This is a genomic window from Kribbella caucasensis (assembly GCF_004361855.1).
GTDB lineage: Bacteria > Actinomycetota > Actinomycetes > Propionibacteriales > Kribbellaceae > Kribbella > Kribbella caucasensis.
The window spans coordinates 36,233-54,628 of sequence record NZ_SNWQ01000032.1; the positions used below are offsets into that span (position 1 = coordinate 36,233).

Here is an 18,396-nt window from a genome sequence, read left to right on the forward strand (position 1 = left end):
TGTCGTCTCACATCGCAATACCCGAGCATCCTGGCTGACTTTGTCCTGTTTCATAGAGGGCATGCAGGACACCACGAACGCGCCCGGCGCCGGTCTCACCCGCCGCCGGCACGTCGACCTGCTCCGGGTGAACTCCGCGCGCTGTTGATCTCGCCGCACCACCTCGCCTCGCCCCCCGTCCAGGCCCGTTCGCCTCGGCCCGTTGGAGCAGACCCGTGCGTCGTCTCGTCCTCATCGCCTTACTCGGTACCGTCGCCCAACTCGTCGACGGCACCCTCGGCATGGCCTACGGCGTCACCGCCACCACCGCCCTGCTGATCACCGGCATCACCCCGGCCGTCGCCTCCGCCGCCGTGCACCTGTCCGAGGTGGGCACCACGCTCGCCTCCGGTCTGTCGCACTGGCGGTTCGGCAATGTCGACTGGCGCGTGGTCGCCCTGATCGGGGTGCCGGGCGGTATCGGCGCCTTCGCCGGTGCGACGTTCCTGTCCGGCCTGTCGACCGAATCGGCCTCGCTCTGGGTGGCCGGCCTGCTGATCCTGCTCGGCATCTACCTGCTGGCGCGCTTCGCGACCGGCAAGGTGCGCGCCGTGATGGAGGGCCGGCCGGCTGGGAAGTTCCTCGGCCCGCTCGGCCTGGTCGCCGGTTTCGTCGACGCGACCGGTGGCGGTGGCTGGGGCCCGATCGCGACCTCCTCGTTGCTGAGCAGCGGCAAGCTGGAACCGCGCAAGACCGTCGGTTCGGTCAACACGGCCGAGTTCATCGTCGCGATCGCCGCCAGCGCCGGGTTCCTGTTCGGCCTGGGCCGGCAGAACATCCCGTACGCCGTGGTCGGGGCGCTCCTCGTCGGGGGAGTGGTCGCCGCGCCGATCGCGGCCTGGCTGGTCTCCCGGCTGTCCACCCGTTGGCTCGGCGTCACGGTCAGCCTGGTGCTGATCCTCACCAACGCCCGCAACCTCCTGAACGGACTCGGCGCCACCGCCGGTCTGCGCTACCTCGCGTACGCCGTACTGGTGCTGCTGTGGGCCTCGGTGGTCGCCTACAGCACCGGCCGGCGGCCCACGCCTGTCGTGCCGGTGACGGCTGCGGCCGGTGAGGAACGAGAGACCGTCCGTATCTGACCTGTCTCGGATGACGAGTTTCTCGTCCATATCCTGAAACATAACCATATAAGTCGGTTTTCTTTGCTTTCATGGTCTACAGGCAGGTCGGTTGGACTGCTCCCGCGTCGCCTCCGCGGATTGTTGACCCCCGGTGCCCCCAGCACGAACCGTAACCGCCAGCTCGCGACCACCCGGTCGCCCGCACCTGAAGGTCAAAACTTGTGAGGATCACGAACTTCCGCGCCACCCGTGCGCTGGCCGCCTCGGCCGCCGTCCTGTCGCTCGTCGCCGCCGTGGCCGGCTGCTCCCGGGCCGACGGTAACGAGACACCGGTCGCGTCCACGGACAAGGGCCCGGCGACCGAGCTCCGGCTCGGCTACTTCCCGAACGTCACCCACGCGGCCGCGCTGGTCGGTCTGGACAAGGGCCTGTTCAGCAAGGAACTGGGCAGCACCAAGCTGGTGCCGACCAAGTTCAACGCCGGCCCGGAGGCGGTCGGCGCACTGCTCGGTGGCTCGCTCGACGCGTCATTCATCGGTTCCGGCCCGGCCATCAACGCGTACGCGAAGTCCAAGGGCGAGGCGGTCCGGCTGGTGGCCGGCACCACCTCCGGCGGGGCCCAGCTGGTGGTCAAGCCGACCATCACCAAGGTGGAGGACCTGGTCGGCAAGACCATCGCCACCCCGTCGCTGGGCAACACCCAGGACGTGTCGCTGAAGAAGCTGCTGGCCGAGAAGGGCCTGACCGGCAAGGTGAAGGTCACCAACCTGGAGAACGCGCAGACGCTGGACGCCTTCAAGAAGGGCGATGTGGACGGCGCCTGGCTGCCCGAGCCGTGGTCGTCCCGGCTGGTGCTGGACGCCGGCGCCAAGGTGCTGCTGGACGAGGCCGCACTGTGGCCCGGCGGCAAGTTCCCGACTACGGTGCTGATCGTCCGGACGAAGTTCCTGCAGGAGCACCCGCAGACCGTGAAGACGCTGCTCACCGGTCTGGTCGCCTCGATCGACTTCAGCAACTCCGACCAGGCCGCCGCCAAGACCGTGGTGAACGCCCAGCTCAAGGAGCTCACCGGCAAGGCGCTGAAGCCGGAGGTGATCGACCGGGCGTTCAGCAAGATCGAGATCACCGCCGACCCGGTCGCGGCCACGTTCCCGCAGCTGGCCAAGGACTCGGTCACCGCCGGGATCGCGAAGGAGGCGCCGGACGTGTCCGGCTTCGCCGACTTCGGCCCGCTGAACGAAGTACTGGCGAAGGCGGGCAAGCCTGCCGTCGACGCCGCCGGCCTGGACAAGAAGTGACAGGAGAGAGTCGATGACCGCGACGATCGAAGCCAGGCAGGCCGTCACCGCTGCCACCCAGCCGGTGCGTTTCCACCAGGTCGGCAAGGCGTTCGGCCAGGGTCGGCGCGCGGTGGTCGCGCTCGACCAGGTCGACCTCGAGGTGGCGGTGGGGGAGTTCGTCTGCCTGGTCGGCGCGTCCGGCTGCGGCAAGACCACCCTGCTCAACCTGGTGGCCGGCCTGGACCAGCCGACAGCGGGGGGGATCGAGATCAACTCGTCCCGCCCGGCTGTGGTGTTCCAGGAGGCCGCGCTGATGCCGTGGCTGACCGCCGCGGGCAACATCGAGCTCCCGTTGCGGATGGCCGGCGTGCCCAAGTCCGTACGCCGCACCAAGGCCGCCGAGCTGCTCGAACTGGTTCGCCTCGGCGGGCTCGGGGACAAGCGGCCGCATGAGTTGTCCGGCGGGATGCGGCAGCGGGTCGCCCTGGCCCGTGCGCTCGCGTCGACGACCGACCACACCGGCTCGGGTGCCGGCAAGCCGTCGTTGCTGCTGATGGACGAGCCGTTCTCCGCCCTCGACGCGATCACCCGTGACGTGCTCCAGGGTGAGCTGCTGCGAATCTGGCAAGCCACCGGTACGGCGATCCTGTTCGTCACCCATGACGTTCGTGAAGCGGTCCGGCTCGGGCAGCGCGTCGTACTGCTGTCCTCGCGGCCCGGGCGGGTCGTGCGGCAGTGGGACGTCAACGGGCTGACCGGGCCGGCCGAGATCGCCGCGGTCGACGAGGTGAACGCGGCGCTCCGTCAGGTGATCAGTAGCCATGCCGCTTGACACTGTCGGCTCAGTAGAGGCTGGGCTTGATGCGCTGGACACCCCGGTGGTGGAGGCCAAGGTCAGCCTGCCGCGGCGGATCGTCGGCCGGGTGCTGCCGCCGATCGTCGCCATCGCGCTGTTCGTCGTGGTCTGGCAGATCCTCTGGGCGGCCGCGTTCTGGCCGGAGTTCAAGCTGCCCGCTCCGGTCGACGTCGGCGCGCAGATCTGGGAACTGGTGACGACCGGGGAGATCCTGTCGCTGTTCTGGGTCTCGGTGCACCGGGCCGTGATCGGGTTCGCGATCTCGCTGCTGATCGCGGTCCCGCTCGGTCTCGCGATCGCCAACATCACCGTGGTCCGGCGGGGGATCGGGCCGCTGGTGTCGGGGTTGCAGAGCCTGCCGTCGGTGGCTTGGGTACCGGCCGCGATCCTGTGGTTCGGCCTGAACGACCGGGCGATCTACTGGGTCGTCCTGCTCGGCGCCGTACCGTCGATCGCGAACGGTCTGGTCTCCGGTCTGGACCAGGTGCCGCCGATCCTGCCGCGGGTCGGCAAGGCGCTCGGCGCGGGCCGCTGGGGCGGGATCCGGTACATCCTGCTGCCGGCCGCGTTACCGGGCTTCCTGGGCGGGCTCAAGCAGGGCTGGGCGTTCTCGTGGCGGTCATTGATGGCGGCCGAGCTGATCGCGACCTCACCCGATCTCGGCGAGGGCCTCGGTCAGTACCTGCACAACGGGATGTCGCTGTCGGACATCTCGATGGTGTTCGCCGGGATCATGCTGATCTTCGCGGTCGGCGTCGGGATCGAACTGCTGGTCTTCCGGCCGCTGGAGAACACCGTCCTGCGTGCCCGCGGCCTGACTCGTGCCAGCTGATTCGTACCGATCCAGCTGATCTGACCCCCGCGTTGCGACAAGCGCCGTACTGTTGGAGTGTGGTCCGAACTCTGCCGTTCCTGATCAGCCTGGTCCTGAGCGTCTACGCGCTCTTCTCCTGCATCCAGACCCGCGACGAGGACGTGCCGCACCTGCCCAAGCTGGTGTGGATCGTCCTGATCGTCTTCGTGCCCTTCGTCGGGCCGATCACCTGGCTGCTGCTGTCGAGGCGAGCGGCCGCCGCCTCGGAGCGACGACCGGCGCGCCCGGCCGGCACGAAGCCGCCTGCCCGCCCGGTGGCGCCGGACGACGACCCGGACTTCCTGGCGTCGCTGGAACGCTTCCGCGACCCTCGGATGGGCCCGACCCCGGATGTGCCGGACGCGGACGCGCCGGCCACGGACGCCGCCTCCGGCGAGCAGCCCAAGCCTGAGGACAAGAAGAAACCGCGGGACAAGAAGAAGGCGAAAGACAGCGAGACCGAGGCGCCGACGGACTCCGACGACGGCAAGGCCTGACTGTTCCCGATTACCGCTGAGTCAAAACCTGTCAATTTCCTGGCGTCCGGTCGCGGTCATTAGACAAAGCTGACAAGGCAAATTTCCGGATTCCCGGCAGGTTTCGGAGAGTGACAACCGCCGGCAGATCTGCGCCTTGCGGTTGGAGCCGGGCCCGGCACTGGGCCGGACCCGGATGGGTCTGGTGCCCCGCCTCGGCGACGGGGTTCAGCTCCCGGCCGTCAGGCGGACTTCCGGTGCTCGGCGAGTACGACGTTGTCCCGCTCGGACTCAGTGGTCCCGCCCCAGACGCCGTACGGCTCCCCGACGGAGAGCGCGTGCTGACGGCATTCGGGCTGGACCGGGCAGGTTCCGCAGAGCGACTTGGCCACCATCTCGCGAGCGCGTTTGCGAACGCCACGCTCCGATTCGGGGGAGAAGAACAGCTCCGGGTTGACGTCGCGGCAAGCGGCTTGCGACTGCCAGTCCCACAGATCCATGAGCGGGCGGGGTAGGCGAGGCATCCCTCTCGACATGGCAACCTCCTTGACTCACCGTGAGCGCGGACGGGCGCTCGGTGAAAACTATGCTCGATTCGCGGCGAGTTCAACCCTTATCGTCTCGAAGTTCGGGCCATTCGTTATCGGCCTGTGGTGATGCACGTGCATTTGCAGTTGCGGGTGGCCCGTGAATTGGTTCGCTATTGCCTGCTGACCTGGGGTTTACCGTCTGTGAACGACAGGCCGCCTGCTGTTATCGGCGCCGATCACAGGGTCTCGCAGTGTGACATGCGCCACGTCAGTTGCCGAGGGCATCCGCGCGGTGCTACCTGACGAAGGCTCCAACGGCTGCCGCGGTCAGGCCCACAGCGCCTCGGCCACCGTCAGGCCGACGAGGATCGCGCCGAGTCCGGCGACCACGCTGGCGACGACGTTGGCCGCGGCAAAGAACTTCGCGCCGCTCTCGGCCAGCCGCATCGTCTCGTACGAGAACGTCGAGTACGTCGTCAGCGCCCCACACAACCCTGTGCCGACCAGCAACTGCACCGAGTGCGAAGCCGCGCCGTAGCTGACCCCCCCCGCCAGTACGCCGAGGATCAGACAGCCGGCAACGTTGACCGCGAACGTCCCCCAGGGGAAGACGGTGTCGTGCCTTCGCTGCACCGCCCGGTCGGTCAGATGCCGCAGTGGGGCACCGACAGCCGCACCGGCGATCACCAGCAACCAGTTCACTTCGCCTTCTCCCGGCCCGCGTACCGGATGACCTCGCAGTCGTCCAGGATCACCAGGCCCTCGGCAACCAGTTCGTCCAGTTGCGGCAGGAACGCGCGGATCTTGTCCTCACTGTCGACGATGACGATCGCCACCGGCAGATCCTCGCTCAGCGACAACAGCCTCGTCGTGTGGATCAGCGACGAGGCGCCGAACCCCTCGATCCCGCGGAACACGCTCGCGCCGGCGAGCCCCGCTCGATGAGCCCGGTGCACGATCTCGGTGTACAGCGGCTTGTGATGCCACCCGTCGCTCTCGCCGATGAAGATCGTCACCCGCAGTGCGGTGCCTTGCAATCGCGTCATCTGGACCTCCTGGAGATCAATCGGCGGGTCGCGGCGGCCGAGCACCACACCGCGCCGAGGGCCGCGAGCAGTGTTCCGGCCAGGTACATCAGCGCGGTCCGGGCGTGGTCGGTGGCGACGAGGTGCTGGATGTCGGCCGCGTAGGTGGAGAACGTGGTGAACCCGCCGAGTACGCCGGTACCGAAGAAGGGGCGCACCAGCCGATGCGCGGCCCACAAGTCGGTGATGACGACCAGGAAAATGCCGATCACGGCGCAGCCGATCGCATTGACGATCAGTGTGGTCCACGGAAACTCCCCGGAGGGAGTCGGCCACAGGAGCGAGGCGCCGTACCGTGCGGCTGCCCCTAGCGCGCCGCCGACCGCGATGACGGCGATCACGGGTCCCTGGCGCCCATGCCGCTGAGCAGGTACGTGCAGGTCGATGTCCGGATCGGTCGGCTCACCCAACGCCGGGGAATGCTGGCCACTCATGGACGTACTTCTCCTACTCGCCGGGCACCCTGGTCGTTACGGGCGCGTGCTCTCGCAAGTAGGGACCGTTGGCGGCATCGATGCCGCGGTTCGGGTACGGCGGGCCCCACCGCCGCGCGAGCGGCCTTCACGGGCCGCCGCCATCCACCAGACTACCGCCCGAGATGTGCGCAAGGCCTGGAGTCAGCCATCGGCGGGGTCGTAGCGGTAGTACTCGTGGGCTCCGTGCACGGTGTCCCGCTCACCGGTCAGGGCGCGGATCACCATCGCGTGGGTGACCGCGAGCACTGGACCGTTCGTCCTCGCCGTATGCCGGGCCAGCACAGCCCGGGCCCGTTCGCGGACCTGGGACAGCGGCTCCCACGGCCGCGGAATCCCGTCCGGCCATTCCCCGTCGAACTCCTCGAACTCCGCCTGTGCGGCCCGTACGTCGGCGGCGCCGCGCCACCAGCCACTGCTGTTCGGCAACCAGTCACGCAGGTCGTAGTCGACCCGGACGCCGAGAGCGAGCCGGTGACCGATGATCGCGGCGCTGTGCATCGCCCGGGTGAACGGCGAGCTCACCAGGTACGTCGCGCCGATCCCGCTGAGCAGGTCCGCGAGCTCCTCGGCCTGCTTCATCCCGGCCGTGCTGAGCGGCGCCGTGTCGGCGGCCATCCCCGGCCACCCGCGGCTGTCCACCGGCTCGTAGTCCGGCTCGCCGTGCCGGACCAGATAGATCTGGATCACGGGCCTGTTCTACCGGAGATGCCGCGCACCGGCCCAGCCCCTGGAAAGCTCGTACTCCAGCCAGCGGACCTCTGTCGCCCCCTGGTGCCCGTGCACGGCCAGCACGGACTCCAGGTCCGGCCAGACCGCCGTGGCCGGATTGCTGCCCCGCCACCGCAACGCCACGGACCCGTCGGTGAACACACACCCTTCGGCGACCACGCCCGTCCCGGAGACCCCGCTCAGATCCTGATAGCGGACCAGCTCGAACGTCCGCGGCCTCACCACCGTGCTCGACCCCTTAGCCCTCGACGCCTGTTGCGACCCTCAACGACCCACCCGCCACCCTGGTTACAACTGGTATCAGGCAGCTACAACCCGGTACGCCACTCGCCGCGCCGCCCGGCGGGACCGTGAACACCATCTGGGGACCTTGAACAAGAAATAACCAGTTCAAGGTCCCCAGATCCTGTCCGAACCTCCGGTCATCGCCCGAGCGACGCGACTTCGCGGCGCATGCAGACTCGGTCGGCGGGGTCGAGGCCCAGCGCTGCCTCGGCTGCGAGCACGCCTCGAAGGCCAGGCGTCAGCTCCTCGTCGGCCAGTTCGCGGAAGCCCAGGCGGGCGTAGTACGGGGCATTCCAAGGCACGGTGCGGAAGGTGCTGAGGGTCAGTCCGGGCAGGTCCCGCGCGGCCGCCCAGCCGTCGACGTGGTCGATCAGCGCGCGGCCCAGGCCCTTCCGCGCGTGGGCGGGATGGACGCTCACCTGCTCGATGTGCGCGGCGCCGTCGATCAGCTCCACCAGCACGAAGCCGATCGGGCGATCCTCAGCGTCCACCGACACCCAGGCCCGGCCATCTTGCTGGAAGTGCTCCAGCACCTGCAGGGCCGGCGGCGGATGCTCGGCGACGGTGGTCATACCGATCTCGCGGAAGAGCTCGCCGGCGGCGAGTTCGATGGACTGCAGGGTGGCCAGGTCGTCGCGCCTGGCTGGACGTTCGGTCACGGAGTGAGACAACCACGGGTGGAACGGGCCGTGCCACGGGATTGTGCTGGTACGCTCGGTCCCGTGAAGCGTTGGTATTGGCGATTTTTTGAGCAGCCGGCTTTGGTGCCGGGTCGCTCAGCCGATCGCTGACGCCCACCAAGAACCAGAGCCGGCTCGAAGGCAAGGACAACCGTCCTTGCCTTTTGTCATGTCAGCCGGCGCTGTCCTCGGGTTCTGTGCCGGCGGAAAGGTCCCGAAGGATGAACACCCTGCCGAAAGAGATCTCCCATACCGCGGTCGTCGACCGGCGGATCGAGAAGACCGTCCCGCTGATCACCCCGCAGGCGCTGCACGACGAACTGCCGCTGAGCGACCAGCTCGCCGAGGCAGTCGTCGCCGGCCGTGACGCGGTGACCGATGTGCTGACCGGCAAGGACGATCGCTTGCTCGTCGTGGTCGGCCCCTGCTCGGTGCACGACGCCCAGGCGGCTCTCGAGTACGCCGAACGCCTGCGACCGGTCGCCGAGCGTCTCTCCGACGGCCTGCTCGTGGTGATGCGCGTGTACTTCGAGAAGCCGCGGTCCACACTCGGCTGGAAGGGCCTGATCAACGACCCGGGCCTGGACGGTTCGGGTGACGTGAACACCGGTCTGCGAACCGCCCGCGCCCTGCTGCTCGACGTACTGGCGAAGGGGTTGCCGGTCGGTTGCGAGTTCCTCGACCCGATCATTCCGCAGTACATCTCCGACAGCGTCGCGTGGGGCGCGATCGGCGCGCGGACCGTGGAGAGCCAGGTGCACCGGCAGTTGTCGTCCGGTCTGTCGATGCCGATCGGGATGAAGAACCGGCCGGACGGCAGCATCGGTACGGCGGTCGACGCGATCAAGGCCGCATCCGTACCACACGTGTTCACCGGTATCGCCCATGACGGCGCCCCCGCGATCCTGCACACCCGCGGCAACCCCGACTGCCACCTCGTACTCCGCGGCTCGGACGCCGGGCCGAACTACGACACCGAGTCCGTCGCGGGCGCCCAGGAACTCCTCCGCAAGGCGGACCTGCCGGAGCGCGTGGTCATCGACGCCAGCCACGGGAACTCGCGCAAGGACCACCGGCGCCAGCCGCAGGTCGCCGCGGAGATCGGCGGTCAGGTGGCCGCCGGCAACCCCGCGATCGTCGGCGTGATGCTGGAGTCGTTCCTGGTCGAGGGCCGGCAGGAGCTGGACCCGACCCGCGAGCTCACCTACGGCCAGTCGATCACCGACGCGTGTATGGGTTGGGAGACCACCGAAGCCGTGCTCGAGGGACTGCGCGACGCGGCGCTGGCGAGGCGTCGTACGAGCGCGTGAACATCTGACGAACCAACGCTGCCAGGGATCCCGCCGACCGGCCTGGCTGAATTAGCGTCCGTCGCATGACTGAGATCTCCCGCCGTCTTGTTCTTGGTTCAGCGGCCGGTGGGGCAGCGCTTTCGCTGCTCCCACCGTCGCTGCACACCGCGATGGCGCAGCCGATGAGGAAGGGTGGCCTGCGGGCCGTCGAGCACGTGATCGTGCTCATGCAGGAAAACCGGTCCTTCGACCACTACTACGGCGCGCTGCGCGGCGTCCGCGGGTACGGCGACCGCCAGCCGCTCCGCCTCCGTAACGGCAAGCCGGTCTTCCACCAGCCGGTCACCGGCGGCGGCGAGGTGCTGCCGTTCTCGATCCGCGAGGCGGCCGCGGCGGAGGGCCGGAACGCCGACGACATCCAGTACCTCGGCGCGCTGCCGCACGGTTTCTCCGACGCGACGCAGGCCTGGGGCAACGGCTGGAACGACGACTGGGTGGCGGCCAAGGGCGCGGCCAGCATGACGCACTACGAGCGCCGCGACATCCCGCTGCAGTACGAGCTGGCCGAGACGTTCACGATCTGCGACGCCTACCACTGTTCGGTGAACGGCTCCACCAACCCGAACCGCAACTACCTCTGGTCCGGTACGACGCTCTACGAGCCGGGGTCGACCGCTCGCGCCGTGACGAATGCGGCGTACTCGTACGACCACAAGGGGTACGACTGGACGGCGTACCCGGAACGGCTGGAGCAGGCCGGGGTGTCCTGGCAGATCTACCAGGAGTGGGACAACTTCACCGACAACGCGGTCGAGTACTTCAAGACGTTCAAGGAACTCGGCCACCGGATCCTGGCGAAGGTGCCGGGCGGCTACCGGACCACCGAGGAGTTCTACGACAAGCTGTTCGCGAAGACGCCGGAGGAGCGGGCGCTCGCGCTGAAGCAACTGGACGAGGCCGTCGCGGGGTTGCCCGAGGCCGATCGTCGGTTGTTCTTCAAGGCGATGTACCGGTCCGAGCCGGAGTCGCTGGTGCCGCGGTTGCGGGACGACATCAAGGCCGGGAAGTTGCCGCAGGTGAGCTGGCTGGTCCCGTCCGCGGTCGACTCTGAGCACCCCGGCTCGTCCACGCCGGTCGGCAGCGCCAACCTGATCTACGACCTGCTCGACGCGATCGCCGAGGACCCGGAAACCTGGTCGAAGACGGTGCTGTTCATCAACTTCGACGAGAACGACGGCTACTTCGACCACGTCCCGCCGCCCGTCGCACCGCGCCCTTCGTCGGGCAATGACGACGACTGGTACAACGGCCGGCCGATCGGTCTCGGCCCGCGGGTGCCGATGACTGTGGTGTCGCCGTGGAGCGTTGGTGGGCATGTGAATTCGCAGGTGTTCGACCACACGTCTGTGATCCAGTTCCTGGAGCAATGGACCGGTGTCCGCGAGCCACAGATCAGTTCGTGGCGGCGTACCGCTTGCGGCGACCTGACCTCGGCGTTCGACTTCGGCACGGGATACCGCCAGCCGTCGGTGGACAAGCCCGGCCCGGTCCCGGCCCCGATCTCGCGCTGGAAGCCGACTCCGCCGGTGTCACAAGCTCTTCCGCTGCAGGAACCCGGCAGCCGTCCGGCCCGCGCATTGCCTTACCAGCCGGCCGTCTCCGGATTCGTTGCCGATGGCAAACTTCAACTTCGGTTGAGCAACGACGGTTCGTCGGCGGCGCATTTCGCGATCTACCCGTACGGCGGTGAGCTCGCGGCACCCGAACACCTCGACGTGGCCGACGAGGATTTAGTTTCTCTTGCGATCAGCGGTCCGTACGAGGTCGCCGTACAAGGCCCCAACCGCTTCTGGGCCGAGCTGGCCGGATCCGCCGACGGCGTCGCGGCCGGGCTGGACGTTCGTATCCGGATCAGCCGCGGATCGCTGAGCCTGGAACTGGCGAACCACAGCAGCAAACCACTCACCGTCAAACTGAAATCCCTCGGCTACGGCACCCGCACCATCAAGCAAGACCTCCGGGGCAAACAAACCCGATCCCTCACCTGGCCCACCGACCGCGGCTGGTACGACGTAGAAATCACCACCCCCGACGACCCCACCTACCGCCGCCGCCTAACCGGCCACCTGGAATCCGGCCGCCCCACCATCACCGGCTGACCCCGGCACGTCGCCCGCTGAAAGTCGCGGGCACCTCGCAACCGCGACGTGCCCGCGACCCGGGCTCGGGTTGTCCCCCCGGACAGGCCAGATGGTCGTTGAGATGTCGTGTTGTGCCGTAGTCAGGTCGGGTCTACTTCCCACCAAGGCTCGGTGACTACAACCTGATAATCGGGCTTGAGGGCGTCCCTGGTTCGACGGAGGAGGTTCCTTCCCTCGTTCAGCCAGCGCGCATCACCGAGGCCCCCGAGCGGAATCTTGTGCTCGGCGTACCGACTGTTCCAGGCTTCCAGTTGTTCGATCAGGTCGGCGCTGAGATCCAGGGAACGCAGGTCGACAGGTTTGCCGTCGTCAGTCCACAACGGCCCAGGACCGTAGTCCGGCCAGAACTCCAGCACCGTCACCGCCAGAGTGTCTCGTACCCCAGCCAGTGACGCGAGGATGTCTGTCGCGGTGAGAGCGCTCGGACGGTCGCGGTGTCATGATTCGGCGCGTGACCTGGTTCGAAGGTGCGGCTCCCCGAAGTGAGGCCGAGGCAGAGTTCTTGGCCGCGCTTCGCACTCACGCCGCCAACTGGCAGCTCGACGTTCGGCCAGAGCACACCGGGGTGCTCGCCAGTCTGGCGCCGCTGTACGTGGAGGTGGAGGTACCTGGGCTACCGCAGGGCAGCAACATGACCACCGTTTTGCAGGGTGGCTACTGGACGACCTCGCCGACCGAGCTGGTGCTGCAGGCGGAGTGGGGCGACACCCATATGCTCGACAACGGCGGCCACGACGACGACCTGAGCGTCGGAGGCGTACGTATTGGAGCCGCCGAGGCAGCGGCCGTTATGGCCAACTGGTTCGACACCCAACTGCGCAGGTCGGTCCAGCGGGCCGAATGGATCGGCGACGACGGGAGGGTCGTCGCTACAGACTGGCGACTAGCGGACACAGGCCGGCGACTCGCAGCCGAAGGCTCCTGGCTGCGGAGAAGGCGTGCTCCCACACGTGTAATCCCTGTCCGCCCGCCACGCTAACCGCACTCATCTGCCGCGATTGCACGGAAGCAGCCAACCGACAGCCCCGGGCCGCGGCTGTGCTCAAGGTCGGAGGCTGGGTCGCCCGGCGGGCGGCTCGGATTGCTCGACGGGCTTCAGGTGGGGCGAGTGCAGCCGCAGGATTCTCGGTGCATGATTTCGGCGGGAGGCGGCTGGTTGGGGGTCGGTCATGCGGCGGAGGAGGAGTTGTACTGCGCGGGCGCCGATTGTGGCTGATGGTTGGTAGACCGTGGTGAGGGCCGGGGCTGAACAGGTCGGCCAGACGGTCGTTGAACGCGGCAACCGCGAGTTCCGATGGGACTCGGACGCTAGCGGCTCGGAAGGCGGCGAGGCTCCTAATCGTCGTGTTGTTGCTGGCGGCAAACATCGCGGTCGGTGATTCGGCCAACTCGAGCATGGTGAGGGCCGCTTTCCGGCCGCCTTCGCTGGTGGATGCGCCGTCGCTCACATCAAGCGAGGAGTCGATCGGGAGTTCGGATCGCTGGTGAGGGAGTAGGTTGGCGATCGCGGCGGCCTCGTGCTGGGCGTCGTCCCCGGTATCAACGATTAGCAGGTTCTGCCCGGCCCGGTCTCGGCGTCGATGCCCTGGATCAGGGTGGTTCGGCCGTCCCGTCCCTCGGGGGTGGGGTTTAAGGATCGGGTGTGGGGTCGGTGATTCGGTGGGTTCCGGTGGGTGTGACGTGGAACCGGTAGCCGTGGGGTGTGGTCCATTCGATGGTGTTGTGGTCGAGGCGTTTGACCTTCCAGTGGCCGTGGGTTTTGACCCTGTGGGCGTAGCGCCGCAGGGGTGCGAGGTTGTCGGTTCCGGTCTGGCCGGGTGGCCCGAGAGGGTCATAGGGCCGGATGTGGTCCAGGTCGATGGCCCGGTCGGTTTCGCGGGTGCCGTACGGGAACACCTCCACCGGGTGGATCAGCTTGACCCGCTCCCGGATCCGGTCCGGGATCTCGTAGCAATCCACATTGACCGCGTCGTTCAAATCGATGACCGGCTTGACGATGTACGGGCCGTGGCCGACGAGCTCGGCCAGTTGGCTGGCCAGCAGCGGGCCGAGACCCTCGACCCGCAGGATCCCGTCGCCGGTGGCCAGGGTGTGGTCGGTCAGGTGCACGTAGATCTCGGCCTGCCCCGACCGCACCCGCCCACCCGCGCGGCCCCCACCAGGTGCGGATGGGGTGGTGTGGGCGTCGTGTTTGATCTGGGCCAGGCGGGCGTCGAAGGCACGCTGCGCGGCCGCGTCGAGCGGTTCACCGGCGTCTGTGGCGTCGGGGTCGACGCGCGGGCCGGGCCAGCCGGGCTCACCCGGGGCGCCGGTCGGGGTGTCCAGCGGGTCCGGCAGGTCGCTGTGGCTCGGGTGGGGCGCGTCCCGGTCGGCCTCGTCATCCGGCCCGGGCTCAGGCCCGAACCCGGACACAGGCTCGGACGTGAGCTCAGGCTCGGACGTGGGCTCAGGCTCGGACGTGGGCTCAGGATCAGGGCAGGGCTCGGGGCCAGGTTCGGGCTCAGCCTCAGCCCTGGGGGCAGCCTCAGCGCTGGGGGCAGTGTCGGGGCCGGCGTTGGGGCCTGGTGGTGCCTGCGGTGCGGGTTCCGGGCTGGTTTCGGTTTGGGTGAGGAGCTGGGCGCGGGCCTGGCGGAGGAGTTCTTCGGTGTAGACGGGGTCGGCGATGATGCCGATCGCCTTGGCGCGGCGGTGCGGCAGGGTGTCGGTGTCGCCGAGGATCTTCAACGCGTCGGCGAGGCTGGCGATGGTGGCGTCGAAGCGGATCACGTCGCCGGAGGCGGCGCGGATGTAGACCTTCTTGGTGCCGTGCTCGTCGGACTGGGCGACATAGACACCGCGTTCCCGCGCCTTCTCCTCGGCCGCCGCGCGGGCGGCGTCGGGATCGGCACGCCACTTCGCCGCCTTCACGATGTTCTCCAGCCGCAGCGGGGTCACGCTGTCCACGATCGCCGCGACCTGCTTGTCCACCAGCGCGGCGGCCTCCTGCGACAGGGTGAGGCAGGCGGTGGCGATCCGGCAGGCCCGCCACGGTGTCGCCTCGCCGGACCGGACCCGGGCGAAGGTGAACGGGAGCCGGTGGCGCAGGGCGAGGGCCTGCCCGATGAGGGCGGCCGCCGCGCCGGCGGAGATGCCGAGCATCGCGCCGAACTCGGCCGCCGCGAACTCGGCGACCTCGGGGCAGCCGTCACCACCCAGCACGACGGAGCGTTCGCGGCCCTGCCAGCTGCGGCGGCCGGGGCGGGGTGGGCAGCTGTCGGGGTGGTGCCGGTCGGCGTATTCCAGGGCGTGTTCGAGGAGGCTGGCCTCGCGCCGGTTGGCCTCGGCGCGTTGCTCGGCGGCCGAGGCCAGCAGGTCGGCCGTCGGCAACTCGGTGAGATCCGTCTCGAACATACTGTCGATTATATGTCACACTCCGTGACCCACCAAATTTCCCCTTACCCACAAGGGGAAACGGGACGCTGCAGGCTGGAGTGCTGCAGGACGGTGGGGCCGTCCGGCAGCAGGTCAGCTGGTCGGTTGGGGGTCTTGGAGGTTGGTGGCGCCGGTCATGATGGCTACGCCGTCGCTCATGGTGTGGGAGTCGGGGGTGATGACGCCGGCGCAGCGGCCGAGGCGTTGGATGTGGATTCTGTCCGCGACCTCCCACACGTGCGGCATGTTGTGGCTGATCAGGATGACTGGCAGGCCGCGTTCCCGCAGGCCTTTGATCATTTCGAGGACCTGGTTGGATTCCTTCACGCCGAGCGCGGCGGTCGGTTCGTCGAGGACGACTACCTTGCTGCCGAACGCGGCGGCTCTGGCGACCGCGACGGCTTGTCGCTGACCGCCGGACAGGGTTTCCACCGGCTGCTGGATGTTCTGGATCGTCTGGATCCCCAGGTCGCGCACCGCCGCCGAGGCACGGTCGCGCATGCCGCGATGGTCGAGCATGCGGAAGACGCTGCCGAGGATGCCACGACGTCGTTCCTCACGCCCCAGGTACATGTTGCTCGCGATGTCGAGGGCGGGTGCGACGGCCAGGGTCTGGTAGACGGTCTCGATACCGGCGGCACGAGCGTCCTGCGGCCGTCGGAAGGTCACCGGCCGCTCTTCCAGGACGAGGTGGCCGGCATCCGGGACCAGGGCACCGGTCAGGCATTTGATCAGGGTGGACTTTCCGGCCCCGTTGTCGCCGATGACGGCCAGCACCTCGCCGGCGTACAAGTCGAGGTCGACGCCGTCGAGCCCGATCACCCGGCCGAACGTCTTGACCAGACCGCGTGCGGACAGGATCGGTGCCCGCAACTGCGTGTCCTGCGGACGGTTGACCGTGGCTGTCATGAGCGCACCTTCCTGATCCACTGGTCGACGGAGACCGCGACGATGACCAGGATCCCCACGGCCAGCAGGCGGTACTGCGCGTCGACGCCCGCCAGCGACAGACCGACGGTGAACGCCTGCACGATGAGGGCGCCGAGGAGGGTTCCCAGTAGACCTCCGCGGCCACCGAACAGGCTGGTTCCGCCGATCACCACGGCCGTGATGCTGTCGAGGTTGGCATCGACGATCGCGTTCGGACTCGCGGCTCCGGCCCGGCCGATCAGGATCCAGCCGGCGATCCCGTAGATCAGTCCCGCCACGGCGTAGACGCTCAACAGCAGCCGGCCCGAGCGGATACCGCTGAGGCGCGCGGCCTCTGGGTCGTCGCCGACGGCGTACACATGCCTTCCCCAGGCGGTCTGGGTGAGTGCGTAGCCCAGTACGAGGTAGAGGGCGACGACGAGCACCACACCGGTCGTGATCCGGAACTGGCCGATCGAGAATCCCTCGCCGGTCCAGTTGAGCAGATCGGGCAACCTGTTGTTCTGGATGCTCTGACCGCTCGAGTAGAGCAGGGCGACGGCTGTGAAGATGCTCAACGTCCCCAGCGTCACGATGAACGGCGGCAAGCCGATCCGGGTCACCAGGATCCCGTTCAGTGCGCCGGCGGCCAGGCCGAGAATGACACCAGCCGCTAGGGCGAGGCCGGCCGGCCAGCCGTTCTCGGCCGCCAGGGTCGCCATCACCATCGTCGACAGGATGGTGATGGCTCCGACGGACAGGTCGATGCCCGCGGTCAGGATGATCAGCGTCTGCCCGACCGCGAGGGCGGCCACCACGGCAGTCTGCTGGACCAGCAGCGAAAGGGCTGCGGGGTTGGAGAACCGGCTGTTGACCGCGGTGAAGATGATGACTGTCATCAGCAGGATGATCGCGGGGCTGAGCGCCGGCCGCTGGTGCAGCAGGTGCTGCACCCGTTGGCTGAGGGTGTGCTCGCGACGCGCGAGTTCCTGGGCGGCGGCGCCCGGCGTCGTACTTTGGACGGTCATGGTGTCACCTCCGGCCTGCGGATCGAGTGGTCATCCCCAGCACAGGGAGCTTCCCTCCGTGGTGTCGATGCTGGTGACGCCCTGGGAGGCCTTGTCGGTGACGAGCGCGACGCCGGTGTTGAAGAAGTCGAGGCCGTCGGTCGTCTTCGGCTTCTCGCCGCCGCGGGCGATCTTCGCGATCGACTCGACGCCGAGCGCGGCCATCTTCAGTGGGTACTGCTGCGAGGTCGCGCCGATCACACCGTCCTTGACCGACTTCACCCCGGCACAGCCGCCGTCGACCGAGACGATGAAGACGCCGTTCGTCTTCCCGGCCGCCTTCAGTGCGTTGTACGCGCCGACCGCGGCCGGCTCGTTGATCGTGTAGACGACGTTGATGTTGGAGTTCTTGGTCAGGCAGTTCTCCATCGCCGAGCGGCCACCGTCCTCGGCGCCCTGGGTGGGCTCGTTACAAGCGATCGTGTACGAACCGCCGCCGTACGAACCGGACTTGTCCTCGTCACCGTTCTTCTTGGCGTCCTTGACGTCGACACCGAGACCGGTGAGGAAGCCCTGGTCGCGGTTGTAGTCGACCGACACGACCTTGTCGTTGAACAGGTCGAGCAGCGCGATCGTGGCCGGCTTGCCGCCCAGTTGCTTGGCCGTCCACTGGCCGATCAGTTTCCCGGCCTCGAAGTTGTCGGTGGCGAACGTGATGTCGACGGTGTCCGCCGGGTCCGGCGGGGTGTCCAGCGCGATCACGAACAGGCCGGCGTCGCGCGCCTTCTTGATCGCGGTGTTGACCCCCGGGCCGTTCGGGGTGATGAGAATGCCCTTCTGTCCCTGGGCGATCGCGTTCTCGATCGCCTGAACCTGGCCCTGTTCGTCGCCGTCGGCTTTGCCGGAGGCCACGGTCAGGTCCACGTTGTTCTTGCCGGCCTCTTCCTTCGCGCCCTTCTGCATGGCGACGAAGAACGGGTTCGTCGAGTCCTTGGTGATGAGCGAGACGCCGATCTTGTCGGTCGACGAGGCGGCTTCGGTACCGGATCCGCCGCAGGCCGACAGGGCCAGCAGGCCGGTGATCGCGACGGCGGCGACGCCGAGGCGCGCCGTACGGGAGGTGAGATACATGTCTGGGTCTCTCTCCGGGAGCAAGGTCAGATGATGGTTTACGTCAACGTTGACGTAGGGCAACACAACATCCGCTCATGCTTGTAGTCAAG

The 18,396-nt window shown here is 68.3% G+C and carries 21 protein-coding genes and 1 pseudogene; 8 read left to right on the forward strand and 14 right to left on the reverse strand.

From position 1 onward, the window contains the following. The first annotated feature begins 215 nt into the window (after positions 1-215). The 5 genes from EV643_RS39145 to EV643_RS39165 all read left to right on the forward strand — a co-directional run bounded on the left by EV643_RS39145 (position 216) and on the right by EV643_RS39165 (position 4,589). On the forward strand, positions 216-1,121 hold the full coding sequence (locus EV643_RS39145) for a sulfite exporter TauE/SafE family protein (protein ID WP_133805286.1): 906 nt from the start codon (positions 216-218) through the stop codon (positions 1,119-1,121). Between the two features lie 203 nt (positions 1,122-1,324). Then, on the forward strand, positions 1,325-2,401 hold the full coding sequence (locus tag EV643_RS39150) for an ABC transporter substrate-binding protein (protein WP_133805287.1): 1,077 nt from the start codon (positions 1,325-1,327) through the stop codon (positions 2,399-2,401). A gap of 13 nt (positions 2,402-2,414) precedes the next feature. Then, positions 2,415-3,215, forward strand: a complete 801-nt coding sequence (locus tag EV643_RS39155) for an ABC transporter ATP-binding protein (RefSeq protein ID WP_133805288.1) — start codon at positions 2,415-2,417, stop codon at positions 3,213-3,215. Next, positions 3,205-4,071 carry an ABC transporter permease gene (locus EV643_RS39160; protein WP_133805289.1) on the forward strand — a complete coding sequence of 289 codons (867 nt, stop codon included), beginning with the start codon at positions 3,205-3,207 and terminating at the stop codon, positions 4,069-4,071. Before EV643_RS39155 ends, EV643_RS39160 begins: the two co-directional genes overlap by 11 nt. Before the next feature lie 59 nt (positions 4,072-4,130). Continuing rightward, a complete protein-coding gene (locus tag EV643_RS39165; RefSeq protein WP_133805290.1) occupies positions 4,131-4,589 on the forward strand; it encodes a PLD nuclease N-terminal domain-containing protein in 459 nt (152 codons plus the stop codon). Between the two features lie 221 nt (positions 4,590-4,810). Here the strand turns inward: EV643_RS39165 and EV643_RS39170 are convergent, their stop codons facing one another. The 7 genes from EV643_RS39170 to EV643_RS39200 all read right to left on the reverse strand — a co-directional run bounded on the left by EV643_RS39170 (position 4,811) and on the right by EV643_RS39200 (position 8,332). Next, the gene (locus EV643_RS39170; protein ID WP_012920258.1) at positions 4,811-5,104 is read right to left on the reverse strand and encodes a WhiB family transcriptional regulator; all 294 of its coding nucleotides are present in this window, start codon (positions 5,102-5,104) and stop codon (positions 4,811-4,813) included. 321 nt (positions 5,105-5,425) lie between these two features. Beyond that, positions 5,426-5,800, reverse strand: a complete 375-nt coding sequence (crcB, locus tag EV643_RS39175; RefSeq protein ID WP_133805291.1) for a fluoride efflux transporter CrcB — start codon at positions 5,798-5,800, stop codon at positions 5,426-5,428. Next, positions 5,797-6,144: a DUF190 domain-containing protein gene (locus EV643_RS39180; protein WP_133805292.1), complete on the reverse strand. Its 348-nt coding sequence runs from the start codon at positions 6,142-6,144 to the stop codon at positions 5,797-5,799. Before EV643_RS39180 ends, crcB (EV643_RS39175) begins: the two co-directional genes overlap by 4 nt. Then, positions 6,141-6,617: a fluoride efflux transporter CrcB gene (gene crcB / locus EV643_RS39185; protein ID WP_133805293.1), complete on the reverse strand. Its 477-nt coding sequence runs from the start codon at positions 6,615-6,617 to the stop codon at positions 6,141-6,143. Before crcB (EV643_RS39185) ends, EV643_RS39180 begins: the two co-directional genes overlap by 4 nt. Before the next feature lie 183 nt (positions 6,618-6,800). After that, the gene (locus EV643_RS39190; RefSeq protein WP_133805294.1) at positions 6,801-7,346 is read right to left on the reverse strand and encodes a histidine phosphatase family protein; all 546 of its coding nucleotides are present in this window, start codon (positions 7,344-7,346) and stop codon (positions 6,801-6,803) included. A gap of 9 nt (positions 7,347-7,355) precedes the next feature. Further along, complete coding sequence (locus tag EV643_RS39195) at positions 7,356-7,613, reverse strand: hypothetical protein (protein WP_238166115.1); 258 nt, start codon at positions 7,611-7,613, stop codon at positions 7,356-7,358. 197 nt (positions 7,614-7,810) lie between these two features. Further along, positions 7,811-8,332 carry a GNAT family N-acetyltransferase gene (locus tag EV643_RS39200; protein WP_238166116.1) on the reverse strand — a complete coding sequence of 174 codons (522 nt, stop codon included), beginning with the start codon at positions 8,330-8,332 and terminating at the stop codon, positions 7,811-7,813. Positions 8,333-8,574: 242 nt separating this feature from the next. Between EV643_RS39200 and EV643_RS39205 the strand changes: the two genes are divergently transcribed. Next, the gene (locus EV643_RS39205; RefSeq protein WP_133805295.1) at positions 8,575-9,663 is read left to right on the forward strand and encodes a 3-deoxy-7-phosphoheptulonate synthase; all 1,089 of its coding nucleotides are present in this window, start codon (positions 8,575-8,577) and stop codon (positions 9,661-9,663) included. A gap of 65 nt (positions 9,664-9,728) precedes the next feature. Next, complete coding sequence (locus EV643_RS39210) at positions 9,729-11,804, forward strand: phosphocholine-specific phospholipase C (protein ID WP_133805296.1); 2,076 nt, start codon at positions 9,729-9,731, stop codon at positions 11,802-11,804. A gap of 122 nt (positions 11,805-11,926) precedes the next feature. Here EV643_RS39210 and EV643_RS39215 read toward each other — a convergent pair whose 3' ends face one another. Continuing rightward, positions 11,927-12,208, reverse strand: a complete 282-nt coding sequence (locus EV643_RS39215) for an immunity protein CdiI family protein (protein WP_133805297.1) — start codon at positions 12,206-12,208, stop codon at positions 11,927-11,929. Positions 12,209-12,297: 89 nt separating this feature from the next. Between EV643_RS39215 and EV643_RS39220 the strand changes: the two genes are divergently transcribed. Further along, on the forward strand, positions 12,298-12,825 hold the full coding sequence (locus tag EV643_RS39220; RefSeq protein ID WP_133805298.1) for a hypothetical protein: 528 nt from the start codon (positions 12,298-12,300) through the stop codon (positions 12,823-12,825). 63 nt (positions 12,826-12,888) lie between these two features. Here EV643_RS39220 and EV643_RS47095 read toward each other — a convergent pair whose 3' ends face one another. The 6 genes and pseudogenes from EV643_RS47095 to EV643_RS39250 form a co-directional block, all read right to left on the reverse strand. Next, on the reverse strand, positions 12,889-13,128 hold the full coding sequence (locus EV643_RS47095; RefSeq protein WP_166665743.1) for a substrate-binding domain-containing protein: 240 nt from the start codon (positions 13,126-13,128) through the stop codon (positions 12,889-12,891). Continuing rightward, a pseudogene (locus tag EV643_RS47100) lies at positions 13,100-13,294 on the reverse strand (substrate-binding domain-containing protein); the annotation flags it as partial. The gene EV643_RS47095 and the pseudogene EV643_RS47100, both read right to left, overlap by 29 nt. A gap of 181 nt (positions 13,295-13,475) precedes the next feature. Then, positions 13,476-15,236, reverse strand: coding sequence for a DUF222 domain-containing protein (locus EV643_RS39235; protein WP_133805300.1), 1,761 nt, complete (start codon positions 15,234-15,236; stop codon positions 13,476-13,478). A 114-nt stretch (positions 15,237-15,350) separates the two neighbouring features. Next, on the reverse strand, positions 15,351-16,166 hold the full coding sequence (locus tag EV643_RS39240; protein ID WP_133805301.1) for an ATP-binding cassette domain-containing protein: 816 nt from the start codon (positions 16,164-16,166) through the stop codon (positions 15,351-15,353). Continuing rightward, the gene (locus EV643_RS39245) at positions 16,163-17,194 is read right to left on the reverse strand and encodes an ABC transporter permease (RefSeq protein WP_133805302.1); all 1,032 of its coding nucleotides are present in this window, start codon (positions 17,192-17,194) and stop codon (positions 16,163-16,165) included. The genes EV643_RS39240 and EV643_RS39245 overlap by 4 nt, the downstream gene beginning before the upstream one ends. Positions 17,195-17,224: 30 nt before the next feature. Then, the gene (locus tag EV643_RS39250) at positions 17,225-18,304 is read right to left on the reverse strand and encodes a substrate-binding domain-containing protein (protein ID WP_133805303.1); all 1,080 of its coding nucleotides are present in this window, start codon (positions 18,302-18,304) and stop codon (positions 17,225-17,227) included. Positions 18,305-18,396: the final 92 nt, after the last annotated feature.